Origin of the sequence: Nostoc sp. NMS8 (genome assembly GCF_017115045.1) — a bacterium.
In the GTDB taxonomy this organism is placed as follows: Bacteria; Cyanobacteriota; Cyanobacteriia; order Cyanobacteriales; family Nostocaceae; genus Nostoc.
Window position 1 is genome coordinate 16,414 of sequence record NZ_JABXKK010000062.1, and the last position, 14,883, is coordinate 31,296.

At 43.0% G+C, this 14,883-nt stretch carries 13 protein-coding genes; 5 read left to right on the plus strand and 8 right to left on the minus strand.

The features are described 5' to 3' along the window. Window positions 1–707 precede the first annotated feature (707 nt). Window positions 708–1,679: a solanesyl diphosphate synthase gene (gene sds, locus HWQ39_RS10840; RefSeq protein WP_292844079.1), complete on the plus strand. Its 972-nt coding sequence runs from the start codon at window positions 708–710 to the stop codon at window positions 1,677–1,679. A gap of 672 nt (window positions 1,680–2,351) precedes the next feature. Here the strand turns inward: sds and HWQ39_RS10845 are convergent. Then, window positions 2,352–2,825: a hypothetical protein gene (locus HWQ39_RS10845; RefSeq protein WP_292844081.1), complete on the minus strand. Its 474-nt coding sequence runs from the start codon at window positions 2,823–2,825 to the stop codon at window positions 2,352–2,354. A 205-nt stretch (window positions 2,826–3,030) separates the two neighbouring features. Between HWQ39_RS10845 and hetZ the strand changes: the two genes are divergently transcribed. The 3 genes from hetZ to HWQ39_RS10860 all read left to right on the plus strand — a co-directional run bounded on the left by hetZ (window position 3,031) and on the right by HWQ39_RS10860 (window position 7,959). After that, window positions 3,031–4,236 (plus strand): heterocyst differentiation protein HetZ, encoded by a 1,206-nt coding sequence (gene hetZ / locus HWQ39_RS10850; RefSeq protein WP_292844082.1) that lies wholly within the window; start codon window positions 3,031–3,033, stop codon window positions 4,234–4,236. After that, window positions 4,229–5,206 carry a PatU gene (locus tag HWQ39_RS10855; RefSeq protein ID WP_292844083.1) on the plus strand — a complete coding sequence of 326 codons (978 nt, stop codon included), beginning with the start codon at window positions 4,229–4,231 and terminating at the stop codon, window positions 5,204–5,206. The genes hetZ and HWQ39_RS10855 overlap by 8 nt, the downstream gene beginning before the upstream one ends. A 440-nt stretch (window positions 5,207–5,646) precedes the next feature. Beyond that, window positions 5,647–7,959 (plus strand): DUF3488 and DUF4129 domain-containing transglutaminase family protein, encoded by a 2,313-nt coding sequence (locus HWQ39_RS10860; protein WP_292844084.1) that lies wholly within the window; start codon window positions 5,647–5,649, stop codon window positions 7,957–7,959. A gap of 112 nt (window positions 7,960–8,071) precedes the next feature. On the opposite strand, the gene HWQ39_RS10865 is transcribed toward HWQ39_RS10860, so the two are convergent. From HWQ39_RS10865 to HWQ39_RS10885, 5 genes are all read right to left on the minus strand, one after another. Beyond that, a complete protein-coding gene (locus tag HWQ39_RS10865) occupies window positions 8,072–8,869 on the minus strand; it encodes an ABC-2 family transporter protein (RefSeq protein WP_292844086.1) in 798 nt (265 codons plus the stop codon). A 1-nt stretch (window position 8,870) separates the two neighbouring features. After that, window positions 8,871–9,659: an ABC-2 family transporter protein gene (locus HWQ39_RS10870; protein ID WP_292844088.1), complete on the minus strand. Its 789-nt coding sequence runs from the start codon at window positions 9,657–9,659 to the stop codon at window positions 8,871–8,873. Between the two features lie 4 nt (window positions 9,660–9,663). Beyond that, a complete protein-coding gene (locus HWQ39_RS10875) occupies window positions 9,664–10,620 on the minus strand; it encodes an ATP-binding cassette domain-containing protein (RefSeq protein WP_292844090.1) in 957 nt (318 codons plus the stop codon). An 87-nt stretch (window positions 10,621–10,707) separates the two neighbouring features. Then, complete coding sequence (locus HWQ39_RS10880) at window positions 10,708–11,235, minus strand: GNAT family N-acetyltransferase (RefSeq protein WP_292844091.1); 528 nt, start codon at window positions 11,233–11,235, stop codon at window positions 10,708–10,710. An 80-nt stretch (window positions 11,236–11,315) separates the two neighbouring features. Then, the gene (locus tag HWQ39_RS10885) at window positions 11,316–11,996 is read right to left on the minus strand and encodes a uracil-DNA glycosylase (RefSeq protein ID WP_292844093.1); all 681 of its coding nucleotides are present in this window, start codon (window positions 11,994–11,996) and stop codon (window positions 11,316–11,318) included. Window positions 11,997–12,188: 192 nt separating this feature from the next. Here HWQ39_RS10885 and HWQ39_RS10890 point away from each other — a divergent pair, with 192 nt between their 5' ends. Beyond that, window positions 12,189–12,875, plus strand: coding sequence for a phosphoribosyltransferase (locus tag HWQ39_RS10890; RefSeq protein ID WP_292844095.1), 687 nt, complete (start codon window positions 12,189–12,191; stop codon window positions 12,873–12,875). Window positions 12,876–12,974: 99 nt separating this feature from the next. Here the strand turns inward: HWQ39_RS10890 and HWQ39_RS10895 are convergent, their stop codons facing one another. Both HWQ39_RS10895 and HWQ39_RS10900 read right to left on the minus strand, forming a co-directional pair. Then, window positions 12,975–14,003 (minus strand): tetratricopeptide repeat protein, encoded by a 1,029-nt coding sequence (locus HWQ39_RS10895; protein ID WP_292844097.1) that lies wholly within the window; start codon window positions 14,001–14,003, stop codon window positions 12,975–12,977. Between the two features lie 281 nt (window positions 14,004–14,284). After that, window positions 14,285–14,755: an NADAR family protein gene (locus HWQ39_RS10900; protein WP_292844099.1), complete on the minus strand. Its 471-nt coding sequence runs from the start codon at window positions 14,753–14,755 to the stop codon at window positions 14,285–14,287. Window positions 14,756–14,883 lie beyond the last annotated feature (128 nt).

Genomic DNA, 14,883 nt, shown 5'->3' on the forward strand with positions numbered 1-14,883 from the left:
CTTTTGCGGTTTGAATATCTTACAAAATTTAAAATTCCTACATTTTAGCGTAACACAAAGACCCTGAATTTTGAGCCTATTCGGCTGCTAAATTTCAAATTTTTTGAAGAGCTACACCATCAATCTGGATAAATTTAGCCTGAATCATTGGCGACAAATTTAAGTTATATTCTTTTTGTCAATAAGTAATATTGCTTAAATCATGATTTTAACTGTGGCGGGAAAAGTGAGATGAGAAATTACTTAACATAATTTAATCTCATATTTATCCCCGTTTACCACACTCAGTCCTAAGTGCTGTTAGCGATAGCGGGGCGTTTAGCCTGTGCTAAGTGCTGAGTAACAAGTCATACTTAGTACTTTCACGCTATGGTAAAAGCCTTGCCCGAAGTCAAGCGGAATCTTTTAATGTGGGAGAAGGTTGATACTCCGCTCGCAAATGGCGCGGTCTTTACAGATCACCACTCTCTTTGCCGCGGAACTCAGCACTATTCATTGAGAATTCATGTTTTAAGTTAGTTTAAAGCCTAAGTTTCCATAAATTAAGCATAATTACTTATTGACAAAAATGTTAGTAACCTTAAATATCACCCATAGACTCATAAAAACGGGATTACCTTATGAAAACTTTGCGCTGGCACAGGGTTATCTTAAAATGAGTATAGGATATGTAAACTTTCGTAACCTAAGTCAGAGTCCGCCCATCCATGACCCCAGCCACCTCCCTGTTTACCCCTGTGGAAGCAGACCTGCGACTACTAGCAGATAACCTAAAGCAGCTAGTTGGAAATCGTCACCCCATTCTGTTTGCAGCAGCCGAGCATTTATTCGGTGCTGGGGGAAAGCGTATCAGACCAGCAATTGTCCTGCTAATATCGCGGGCAACAATGTTAGAACAAGACATTACACCCCGTCATCGTCGCCTTGCTGAGATTACAGAAATGATTCACACAGCAAGCTTGGTACATGATGATGTCGTAGATGAATCAGACGTGCGGCGAGGCGTTCCTACCGTTCATAGTTTGTTTGGGAACCGCATTGCCATCTTAGCAGGAGATTTTCTCTTTGCCCAATCGTCTTGGTATTTAGCAAACTTGGACAATTTGGAGGTGGTGAAATTACTCTCAGAAGTCATTATGGATCTGGCTACCGGGGAGATTCAGCAGGGACTAAATCGTTTTGATGCTGGTATCTCTATTGAAACTTACATTGAGAAGAGTTATTACAAAACAGCTTCGTTAATTGCCAACAGTTCTAAAGCTGCTGGGTTACTCAGTGAAGTCTCACGAGAAACTGTTGAGCATCTGTATAGCTATGGTCGTCATTTTGGTATAGCATTTCAAATTGTTGATGACATTCTAGATTTCACTAGTACAACAGATACCTTGGGTAAACCAGTGGGGTCGGATCTCAAAAGTGGTAATCTGACAGCACCCGTTTTATTTGCTTTAGCCCAAAAACCATCTTTAGAAGTGCTGATTGATCGAGAGTTTGCTCAAGAAGGAGATTTAGAGCAAGCACTAGAATTGATTCAAGATAGTGAAGGTATACAGCAGGCGCGAGAGTTAGCTGCTCACCATGCTAAGTTGGCAATTGAACATCTTGCAGTTCTCCCACCCTCAGAATCTCACCAGGCATTGATTAACATAGCTGAGTACACACTGAGTCGCCTCTATTAAATTAGTTTTTAGGTAGAAAGTATGGATTTAGGTTTAGACTTACGCAAAATATCTCTCAACCTCTGATTTCTCCGTGTCTCTGTGCCTCTGCGGTAGCCTGCGGCAATCCCACCGGCTGACGCTCCTAACGTCGCTAACAGCACTCGCTTATGGGGTAAACTCCCAGACGCTCACGGACTCGCTAACGCTGCGCTATCGTCCTTGGCGTCTCCGCGGAAAGGCTAACGCCAAGGGAGAAGACCGCGCTGCTTCACCGTTTTGCGTCTACGTTATTCCGTAACTCGTGTGTAATTCCTGTAGGTTTTTGGTGTGTTATGACTTTCGTAACACACCAAAAACCTGAAATGTTGTGATTTAATGACGCTTCAACACACTAAAGCAGTTTGATATTTAATTCAGGCCACTTATTTACCGGGTAGAAAGTAGAGTTTTTTATTTTGAAGTTCTTAAGTGTAAAACTCTGGTTCACTGCGAAATTAAAACTAAAAAATGTTCACTGATAACTGTTTTTTAACAAATTTTAGGTTCTACCAAAAATTTAACCAGTCGCATGGTCTAAGGGAAAGAAAAAATTTCTTTTTTAACTGATTTAGAAAACTTTTTTCAAAGAATTTGAGATTTAAAATTTTGGATGTGGGGTTGTATCTAAAAAACTCCACATCCAAATTTTTTCTATGCAATATCAGGGGGTATGTGTTTTGGCGATCGCTGTTGTCGTAACTGTTTCTGCATGAGTTTTTCTAGTTCAGTTCGCTGAACTTCAAGGGTATGAGTGGTCTTACCCGGCGTCTCCAAAAAAACGATACTATCTACGGGTTCTAATGCCACCATTTGGAACAAAATATGGGTGACAGGAGTAATTTTAGCTAGCATTTGAGGGTCAAGCCCATCAGGGGAAATTAGAGAGACATCCTGTATGGTAGGGAAAGCGTAAATCACACGTTTTTCCAATCCTGGATTAGCACGATTGCTCAACGTAGTTACAACCCAGCTTGACTCCGAATTTTGGAGAACATAATACTGGGAGTAGCGTAATTTTTGAGCGATCGCTCTAAGGGCAGGAGCAATTGCTGCAACAAGATGTGGTATTACACCATCGTCGGGTGCATTGTCAATCAGCAATTGAATTTGTGCTTCTAAATCCATAATGACTTGTATACGGCTCCTGGGTAACGGCAATAACATCTATCAAGTGCGAACAATCCCATCAGAATTGGGAATAATAAAATCAGCCACATCCTCAATAGTAGGATTGGTCTGCGTTTAGCTTATACGTAAAACCAAAAAAGCCAATACCCACAGTCGTACAGGTTGTATTTAAGTAAGTTAGGGTCTTTTGAAAACCGAGACTATGAATTCAGCCGCAACCGCAACTATTCCATCTGCAACTATTCTGGGAGAAAATTCTACAGGCGTGGAGGTGATCTTTCAACTCCTGTCCAAGGAGTTTCAGCAGTCAACCAAAGCTTCGGAACAGAATTGCCACGACGTAGCAAGACGTATCACCACCGAAGTCTACCGGATTTGTCATGAAAGCAAACGTATCCAAGCTTCTGGAACTGTAGAAAGCTCGGCGTTGACCCTGGCTCGGCATCGGCTGCAACAGTGTCTCAGGTACTATCAGTTGGGTTCAAATCGGGGCAGGGTCGAATTACACAGTACTCTGAGTGCAATTGTTTATCGATATATTAATCCTCCTCAGAGGCAACTGAGCTATCAAGGGCGGCTGACGATCATTGAAGATTTCCTCCAGAGTTTTTATCTGGAAGCGTTGAACGCTTTCCGACGAGAAAATCAACTCGGTGCCACTTATCGCCCGCAAACGCTCTTGGAATTGTCCGAGTATATGGCATTTACCGAGCGCTACGGCAAGCGACGCATTCCCTTACCAGGTCGTCAGCAGCAGCTAATTATCTTGCGGGCGCAAACTTTTTCCCAACAGCAGCCCCCAGAAACCAGCGTAGATATAGAACAAGCCTCAGAGGGTAGCAATAATGAAGGTGATGGTTCTTGGGAAGAGCCAGTAGTTCATCAATTGCGCTCCACAATGGCAACGCAAGCCGAACCCGAACCTGAAGAAGACACCTTGCGCTCCGTTGTGGTTACGGAATTAATGAATTATCTCGAACAACGACAACAATCAGACTGCGCTGATTACTTTTCTCTCCGCCTCCAGGATTTATCAGCACAGGAAATTGAGTCAGTGTTAGGTTTAACCCCTCGTCAGAGAGATTATTTGCAACAGCGCTTTAAGTATCATTTGATTCGATTTGCCCTGTTGCACCGTTGGGAATTAGTTCACGAATGGCTGGAAGCTTCTCTGCATACAAATTTGGGCTTAACTCCCCAGCAATGGCAAGTCTACACAGCACAGCTGGACAATAAGCAACGGTCTTTATTAGAGTTGAAGCAACAAGGACAAGCTGATGAAAAAATAGCAAAAACTTTAGGGCTGTCAATGGCACAACTGCAAAAAAGATGGTTTAAGCTGCTTGAGCAAGCTTGGGAAATTCGTAACTCATTAGTTTCCGGATCAGGTGCATCTACTCATGAATAGTGACTCAGAATCTTTACAACACCGGTGTCTCGATTGGTTATTGACAGATGATGTCAAAAATCATGAGCGATCGGTAGAATGTGAGGAAAATGACGGGGTAAAAAACCTCCTCAATGAAGCCACTGCTTCAAAAAACAGTGAGCCAAAATTGGGAGGAACACCCCAGACCTTTCAATTGGGAGAAATTCCTACTGTGCAAGATCGTTTTCAAGCTGTCCTTAAGCGTCGGTTACAAATCCAAGCCCAAGACCACCCACCGTTGTTTCCCTGGGAAACACAATTAATCGACTATCCTGATTTTGTTGATGAGCCGTCAATGACACTCGTTCCTAGCTGGGGATGGATGGTACAACAGTCTAAGTTGACCTTGCCAACTCGCTTACCGGAAAGAGTTTTCCAGCAATTGCTAGAACAGTGTCAGGCTTTGGTGACATCTTCAGTGCCGTTGGGGGCAAAATTAGTTCAAGTGGTGGAGAACTTTTTTCCCAATGAGTCTCAAGCACTAAATGATATTGCTGGGTTGGTGCTAAGAAGCACCTATCGGTCTGTAAATACTCTGGAGACAATGCCTGTAATTCAGAGCGATTACTCAGATTTACAACCACGTCAACAAATGGCTTTGTCGTTGCTAGCAGCTAAACAACTGCTAGAAAATCTAACTCTGCCAGTTTCAGCAACCAGTCCAGTAGTAGAAAGACAATGGCTAACCAGTGTTGGTGCTTTGAATATCAGAGTAGAGTACCAGTCTCTAGGTAAACTTACGAAGCTACTTGTTCAAGCTGAGTTACCTGTTAAAGGAACTTTAACGCTGCGGGGAAGTGGCACTTTAGCAATGACAACATCTTCGACTTCGGGATACTTAAATGTAGAGTTAGGCTGCGAGCAACTTAACCCAATTTATACTCTGGAAGTTGAGTTTCCAGAAATAGATGAACAGTCTTTGTTGTTTGTGATTAATCCCACGATTTAATTTAAATTTCCACCGCTAGCACACTACGTCAATCAACGCCGATATATATTAAGAGGATTTTCCTGGTTTTGAAGCTCATCCTATTTTTCAACAAACGGTCATTAGGGTGTCTACGAGAAGCAGTTATTACAAAGACACAGGGACACGGGGATATGGGGACATGGGAATATTGAGAAAGTATTTGATTATTTCTCAATTCACCGTGTCACCCATTTCTCGTTTCTCTCCATCTCTAACCCCTATCGGTCATTTTTTTAACCGTGCCGATTTTAGATTTTAGATTTAAAATCCTTGAGGCAATCGGGGTCAATCCAAAGTCGGTAATCCAAAATCCAAAATTTTTTGACACAGTAGTAGGGTAGGCAATTATGTCCCCCGCATTGTGTTTTTTGCATCTACATCATTGCTTCTACTAGACTCAAATGTTTAACTTATCCAGGATGAATCGGTTTTGGCGTCTCCCTGTAGGTAATTTCTGGCGGCAAAATCCGCAGGGTTCGCCTTTGATAGAAGTGGAAGATTCTATTTCTTTGCGGGTGCTGGTGCTAGCGTTGGTTATTTTGGGAATTGTGGCGACGGATATTGCTGCTGAAACTTCATTCAGTTTTTGGGCGTTACCCCTGAGTATAGTGGGTGCGATTTGGAGTTACTATCGTCGCCGCGATCGCAATGTTGCAGTTCAATTCGGCATCGCCATTGGGATGTTAGTAGCATTGGGTGCTTTCTTTGGGCAATTAGTGGGAGAGTTGAATGATACGCGGTTGGGTTTGGCAGAGTTATTAATTCAACTCCAGGTGTTACACAGCTTTGATACACCCCGTCGCAAAAATTTGGGCTATTCGATTGTTATCGGACTAATTTTATTGGGTGTGGCAGCAACCCTAAGTCAGACTTTAGCATTTGCACCTGTGTTGCTGTTATTTTTAGCGATCGCTCTGCCAACTTTAGTATTAGATTACCGTTCGCGCTTGGGTTTGCAGCCATTAAAAATAAAAAATGAAAAATTAAATCAGAATAATTCCGCAACTATTAATTTTAAATTTTTCATTCTGAATTTTTTGCTAATTGTCGGTCTGGGACTGGCAATTTTTGCTGTTTTACCTAGATTTCCCGGCTATCAATTACGAAATTTTCCTGTAAGTTCTGGTATTCATGTCAAAGGTAATTTCACAGGACGTAGTATCATTAATCCCGGTTATGTCCGCCAAGGTAAAGGTGAGAATCAAGGCAGTGGTAGCGGTGGTACGGGACAAAATCAAGCTGGTGAACCAGGTAAAGTAGATAATAACTTTTATTACGGTTTTAATAGTCAAATTAACCAAAACCTGCGGGGCGAGATGAAACCCAAGGTTGTAATGCGGGTGCGATCGCAAGCTGAAGGTTTTTGGCGAGTATTAGGATTTGACCACTATACAGGTAAGGGATGGGAAGTTTCTCGCAATGAAGATGTTATGACTGTTAGGCGATCGCCTTGGTCTTACCAAATTTTTATTCCCCCATCCATACTCACTGCTAAAACCCAAGAGGTAGTACAAACTTATACAGTGGTGTCAGATTTGCCTAACCTCATTCCAGCGATGGCTAATGCCAAGGAAGTTTATTTTCCAGCACCAGTAATCGCTGTTGATAAAGAAGACGGATTGCGATCACCTGTAGAATTATCAGAAGGATTCACCTATACAGTAGTTTCAGAAGTACCATACCGCGATCGCACTTTGTTAGGTGAAGCTTCTACTAAATATCCACAACATATTAAAAAACATTATCTGCAAATTCCTCCCGAAATTGCCGAAAAAGTCCGGCAACGTACCGAAGAAATTCTTGCTAACTACAATCAGGAAGGAGTCACAAAGTCTGCGAAAAGACTCGATTCACCTTATGAAAAGGCTCTGTACTTAGCTCAATATTTAAAGCAACGCTACTCTATTCCCCGAAATCCCTTAGAACTGCCTTATTTGAGTGAGAAAGAAGACTTGGTAGAAACTTTTTTGTTTAAGCAAAACGGGGGCTATCCAGACCACTTTTCAACAGTTCTGACGGTGATGTTGCGTTCCATTGGCATCCCAGCGCGGTTAGTAGCAGGGTTTAGTGCAGGAGAATTTAATCCATTTACAGGGCTGTATGTTGTCCGTAATACTGATGCTTATGCGATGACGGAAGTGTATTTTCCGAAATATGGTTGGTTTGCTTTTGACCCTATTCCCAATCATCCTCTAATACCACCTTCAATTGAAGATACCCAGACTTTTAGTGTGTTGCGTCAGTTGTGGAACTGGGTTGCTGGCTGGTTGCCTTCTCCGGTAACGGGTTTGTTAAATAATGTATTTGAGACAATATTTAAGTGGGTAATTAGAGCGATCGCTTGGTTTATCGCTTTATTCTCTCAAGGTTGGTTTGGTGTCTTAACTGGCTTAATCTTGGCAACTACAGCAGCTTTCTTTGCTTGGCTGGGTTGGGGACAATGGCAAGAGTGGCGCAACCGCCGATGGTTAAAGAAATTGCCAGCAATGGAAAGCCTTTATCAACAAATGCTGCAATGGACAACCCAAAAAGGTTTGGGTAAACATCCAGCACAAACACCTTTAGAGTACGCCAGACGATCATACCAACATCATGCCCCAGCAACCGCTGAAGTTATAGATGAGATTAGCCAAGCCTATGTTAGTTGGCGCTATGGTGGTCAAACTCCTAACTTGAAGCGATTGCGAGAAAGATGGCAAGGTTTGAAAAAGACTGCTAAGGCTGCTAAGTAATTCATTGATAAATTACATAAGAAGGTTGTCCAGTGGGCAACCTTTTTAATTTCAACAACTGCATCTCAACGAGAGACGAACGTAAAAAGTAGAAAACTCGCCAACACTGAACTCAACCTCGCATCTGCATCAAATTTCCTGAGGAGTAGCGACGCAAACCTTGGTAAAACACACCTGTACCAACCAACAGCACAGTAGTTGATCCAGCTACAGCTAGCACAGCATGAATCAAAGATAGCGATCGCAATGCCTCAATTGGCAAATAAGTCACAAATCCCGCCGGAATCAAGGTGTACAGCAGTAGTTTCACCGTTCCCTCAAACAAAGTCGCTGGATAGGTACTGAAGGTAAGCATGGCATTTCGCCATTGTTGTGTTATTCCTTCGGAATTGCCCAGATAAAAGCTGAGGCTACCTGTCAAAATATTAAAGCCGACAAACAATGTCGCCACCGAAACTGTCAACCCAGTAAACAACGCCAAATGCACTGCATCAGGCTTGACAAAAAACAAATAAACCCCATACCCAAACAGCATATCTCCCCAAGATGTGGCATTCATCCGTCCTAGTAATAGGTGCGGTAAAAGGGCACGAGGGTACAACATCCACACATCCAACTGTCCTTGGACAATTAAGCTTGTCAGTTGCATAGCGTTGCCGCAGATAGTATTAGCCAGACCAAATCCTGTTGCGGCGATCGCCCAGAGAGTAACTACATCCTGTACTGTCCAGCCGCGTAGCACTGGAAAACGTGTGAAAAATAGCCCCCAAAATGTTACCCACACTAGGTTATTCAGTACCATCGCTAACACTTGCGTCAGGAATGCGCCGCGATATTCTAAGTGAGCGTTTAGATTGAGGCGAATATAAGCACCAGCTAATTGTAGGTAGGAAAGTAAACGCCAAAACATATCAACCTCCATGCGCGTGGATGCGTTTAACTGCCGTGCGGTACACAAGGGCTACTAAGAGAGCCAGCACACCTATAGCAACTGCCTGACGCACTAACAATTGACTGGCAAAAGCCAGGTTGGGATGCACAAATAAACGCGCCGGGCCATACAAAATACTGGCAAAGGGTAGAGCTTGTAGTACTGGCTGCCAGGCTTCTGGTATTAGTTCCAAGGGAATCAGTATTCCACCCAAAATCATCGTCAACCGAGAGTAAATGAGCATTAGCCCTGTGGTATTTTCCAGCCAGAAAGCTCCTAAACCCACTAAGAAGGTTGCCAAAAAATCTAGGACAAATGCCAGTGGTAGCGCCACTACGAATAATAAAATCCCTCCTAAACTTAGAGGAATTGTGCCGACAAATAGTAATGCAACTAAGGATGCGATCGCTACATTCAACCCGAAGCGCACTGTCCGCTCTCCCAAAGTAGTCCACAGGCGATACAAAGGGTAGGATAGAGGGCGTATTAGTTGCACTGCCAGCGCCCCCGTCCGTACATCCTCGTCTACCTCTAAAGCAACCTGGGGGCTGGAGAGGACAATAGATTCAGTGATACCTAAGTACCAAAGCATCTGAGCCAGTGTTAAACCTCCCAACTGTTCAGCATCCGTCTCGGCATAGGTGACACGCCACAGTTGTAAAAAGATGTAGAGAATGACAAACAAAAAAATTCCTCTGGAAGCAACTTCTCCGAAATAAGCCAGGTTGGAGCGAGCTGCCGTCCAACCAATCCAGGTATATTTGTTCACTGAATTATGAGGCTGCCTGAGCATAAATGTGTGCAATTACCTCTTCTAGCGGTGGGTCTTCAATCGCAATATCAGCCACCGAACCCGCCTGGAGAATTTGAGTCATCACGGTTTCAATTGGTGTAATGCTGGTATTAACCTCCAGCTTGAGTCCATATTCGCCCGCTTTGAGTTGCGTCACTCCTGGGAGACTGATTTGGGCGGGGGAGGTATGAAATTTGACGCTGATAATCTTTGAGCCAAGGTATTGGCGACGCATTGCCGAAACTTTGTCATCAAGTACCACACGCCCGTGATTAATTACCACTACTCGCTGCGCTACTTGTTCAATGTCGCCTGCATCATGGCTGGTGAGAAACACTGTTACTCCCTCATCGCGGTTCCACTCTCGGATGAGATCGCGTAATTCCTGACGAGCAATGACATCCAGTCCAATTGTGGGTTCGTCGAGGAATAGTACTTTCGGTGCATGGAGTAAGCTGGCTGCTACTTCTGCCCGCATCCGCTGACCTAAAGACAATTTACGTACTGGGGTATTCCAAAACGGGTTGAGGTCAAAACGCTCAACTAGTTGGTCACGACGTTTAATGTATTCTTGCCGATTAAGATTATAGATTCGCGCCAGTAATTCTAAGGTATCGCGGGGAGGTAGATGATACCATAGCTGCGATCGCTGTCCAAACACCACCCCAATTTGATACGCTAGTTCGCGCCGATTTCGCCAAGGGTTTAATCCCAGTAACCTGGCTGTCCCAGATGTAGGCTGTAGTATGCCTGTCAGCATCTTGATTGTAGTGGACTTCCCCGCGCCATTGGGGCCAATGAAGGCGATCGCTTGACCATCAGGAACGGTCAGACTAATGCCATCTACGGCGACAATCTCTTTGTGAGTGCGGTTGCGTCCCCAACCCCTACTCAAAGTAAACGTCTTAGATAAATTTTCCAGTTCTACGGCTGCCATCACCGATGAACCTCTTGAGGTAATTGAATGCTACAAGTGTAATACAAAACGAGCAGCATGATAAAACTTATATTTTAAATAAATTGCTCATATCACTACTGCACGCTTATCAGTATTGTCGAAGTACTGCACTGTTCCTCGCCAATCGTCAACCTCCATTACTGTTTCTGTAAATTTTCCAGCTGTGTAGTCTGCAATCACACAACCCCAGAATTTTCGAGCAAGTACATTTGTGGTTATCTGATGGATTTCCCATTTCCCACAGAATCGATCAAAGGTTTGAAAGGCGACATTTTTACCAATTCCTTGTTGTCTGTACTTTCGTAAGATAAAGAACTCTGCGATTGAATACTGACTACCTGGAATGTAAGTGTACTGATTCACCAAAACGAATCCGGCAAGCTTTCTCCCAACCCGCACAATGAAGGGGTAGCGATCGCGAAGCGTGTGCGAAGCACTCTCGCTCTCAACCCAGTAGTAATCTAGGTATGGATAGCCAAAGTAACCATGCTCATTAAGATCCTTGTGTTCAAACTCTGAAAAGTCATATTGGTAAAGCTCCATCATCTGCTGGATGAGTGGTTTTTCGTCTATTGAAGCTGATAAAACTTCCACATACATGAGCAATGGAGCTAAAACACTATTCCTTTGACGACTTCAAGCTATGACTAGATATTTTTAGTGAGTTTACCACATTAGTTGTTATTTTGGATTTCGTCTAACTTGGCACGCACTGCCTGAATATCCTGCCACATCAACCATTTTGGCGCGCCTTTTTCTTTAGAAGGATTACGCAACAAGTAGGAAGGATGAAAAATTGGCATACATAAACGCCCTTCCCATTCCAGCCATTGTCCGCGAATTTTTGTAATCCCCCGCTTATCGCCAGTAATGCCTTTAACAGCTGTTGCGCCTGTTAACAAGATTATTTTGGGGTCAACTAAGCGAATTTGTTCTAGTAAGTAGGGTAGACAAGCCGCCACTTCTACAGGAGTGGGAACTCTATTATCTGGTGGGCGACATTTATTTATATTGGCAATGTATACATCATCCTCAGTAGTCAGATTCACAGATGCGAGAATTTTCTCTAACAACTGCCCCGATCTACCTACAAATGGTAAGCCGGTTTCATCTTCATTTTGACCTGGCGCTTCCCCAATAACCATAATTGGGGCTTTAAGATTGCCACGTCCAACAACAGCATGAATTCGAGTGTCTCCTAATGGACAACGGTGACAGCGATCGCAATGCTGTGTCAACTCTGTGATGCTGGCATAAGTTCCGGGAGTTATGGGAATTTTCGCGTCTGTCGGAATCAGTTCTCGTTCGTTAAAGGTTGAGTCGTCAAAAAGGCTGAGTTGGGTTTCGCTGCTCATGAAAATCAGGATTTTGGCATCAGCGCCAGTTGTTATGTCTGAGTGAAATACCGTTTTTGCTGGAAACTTACTAAAATAAATAGATTTTTGCTGAATACTTAGTTTTTTATATAAATCTTATTGTATCAGTTAATTTCAGACAAAATTCAGTCATGATAAAAGCAGTGCCGTCCTAAGATGCTGGGGGAAACTATGTCACATACCCCACTTTTCGCCGATCGCACCCATGCGGGTGAGTTATTGGCGCAAGTGATTCATGATATTTTGACTCAGCAAACTATTGATTCTGGGGTAAAGCCCGTACCAATTGTTTATGCTTTGCCAAGAGGGGGTATACCAGTAGCAGCACCAATAGCAAGTCTTTTGGATTGTCCATTGACGATTGTTGTGGCGAAAAAGATTAGCCATCCAGAAAATCCAGAGTTAGCAATTGGTGCAGTGACTACTTCGGGAAATGTTCTTTGGGCCGATCAAAAGCTACTTCGCCTTAAACATGATGGGCGATGGCGGGAAGTGGCTTTAAATAAAGCGATAAACCAAGCTAAGTTTCTTGAAGCTCAATTAATTTCTGCTTGTCCGCAGTTCAATGCACGGGATGCCACGCTGATCTTAGTTGATGATGGCATTGCTACAGGTATGACAATAGCGGTAGCGGCAATTGCCTTGAAAGCGCTTTCTCCGGCAGCAGTTTGGCTGTGTACTCCAGTAGCGCCACAAAAATTGCTACCCTGGTTAGAACAGTGGGGCGATCGCACAATCATCTTGGAAACACCGGAACCCTTTTGGAGTGTGAGTAATTTTTACGCCCAATTTCCCCAAGTCGATACATTAGAAGTTCTCGCATATCTCCAACAACAAAAGACAATGAGAGAGAATTGATCGTTTTGTGGATCTTTCTAAATCCCCATTAAAAGTTACGTTAGCGAAGCGGTAGCGAGTCTTCTCCCAAGGGGAGACGCTAAGAGCGAACGAGCGTCATTACAAATTATTTGAAGATGTTCCCTGCTGATATTGCATAGCTTTGGCATAATCACCTAAGGCATAGCAGGCAACTTTTAGACTGGCAAGGGCTTGTTCTTCACTGCGGCGATCTTTGGTATTTCTAGCTAACAGCAAACGTTCTTCATAATATATAATTGCTTTGTTATAGTCACCCAAAGCTTCACAAGCAACCCCTAAACTGCTTAAAGATTGTTCCTCGCTACGTTTATCTTGAATTTCTTTGGCTAATTGCAACCGATCTTCATAATATTTAATGGCTTTGGGATAATCACCTAAAGCATAACAAGCATTACCCAGATTTTTTAGCACCTGAGAAGCACTGCGAACATTTTTTAAAGAGCGTGATAGTACTACACATTGCTCATAATAGGCGATCGCTTTTGAGTAATTGTTCAAAGCATACCAAGCATTACCCAAATTCTTGAGTACCTGTTCCTCGCCCCAGTTGTCTTTGAGTTCCCGCACAATCTCTAGACTTTGCTGTTGATACTCAATTGCCTGTGTAAAATTACTTAAAGCTTTATAAACCAATCCCAAATTATTCAGTGCTGCCACTTGACTGCGTTTATCTTGCAGGTGTTGGGTTATTTTCAAACACTTTTCTAGAAACTCAATTGCCTTTTGATGATCGTTCAAGTGACGGTAGGCATTACCTAAATGGGAAAGTGCTTGCATTTGCAATGTTAAATCTGAGGTGTTATTAAGCAAAGACAAACACTGTTGGGAGTAGGAGATAGCACCTTTGTAGTCTCCAGCGCTGTAAGTTACCAATCCTAAAAAAGAAAGTGCCTGAGCCTGTTTTTGCAAATCCCCAGCTGCCTGAAACAGTGCCAAGGATTGTTGTAAAAACTTCATGGCTGTTATTAATTCGCCAGCTTGCTGCTGTTGAATTCCTTGCCGTAATAGCTTGGAACCTTCCGATGAATGGTCGTCACTTTCCTGTGGAGGTAGTATTTCTGCTTGTGAACCAGAGTCAAATTCATGGGTAATTGTATTACGCTTCACTGGTTTTAGGTATGTTATGGGTAGTTGCGGGGGAACTATAGCAATCCGATTTAATTCAGAAAACTTGCTTGCGTAGGAAGGGAACAGGAAAGAAGGGAATAGGAAAGAAGGGAATAAATATGTACTGGTATTTTTCAAAAAATACGAGTCCTATATATATTTCGATCTGTATTCCTTCGTCTTGAGGCAAGTCTGGTACTAAATTTAGTGTTCCCCAAACCAGGATGCATCTTTCATCAGGCTGGTTTACTACACTAGGGCAAGCATTCATCGCAACAATATTATTTAAAATTTGTATTATCAATATCTGCACTGTATGTATGGTGCAGGATCTCTCGCACCTCCATTAAAATTTTTCCTAGCATATTTTTACCACTACCATCGGCTCCACAACCCCAGTAAAAATCAATAGGGGAGTTCTCAACAATTTCTGCATTGCCTGTGGAAAGTAAAATATTCCTGATATCTGTATGAGTTTGAAATTTACACAGTACAGCTTGCCGCATAATGTCATCTTTAACATTCTCCCAATCTTGACGTAGGGGACGGGTTCTCTCACGCCCCATTTTTGCCGCGTCTTTGGGTGTTTTAACTAGACGGAGCTTTTCTACATGAGGTGTACCGACAAACTTTTGTGCCTGAAAATAGTGTTCGCTAGTTGACCAATACAATCCATCTAATTCAAAGCCGTGGGGGGAAAAATTGGAGAAACAGCCATATTCTTCACGAGTACTATAAAAGTAGATTGTCACGTCGCTTCACTCCGAATTAAAAATTAATGATTCCCATAAATAAATTTAGGGGCTTGTATCCTTTACATTTTCAGTCAAGCTGATCATTATGAGTCAATTGAATAGCCTTATATAGTCTTGTTAAGGAC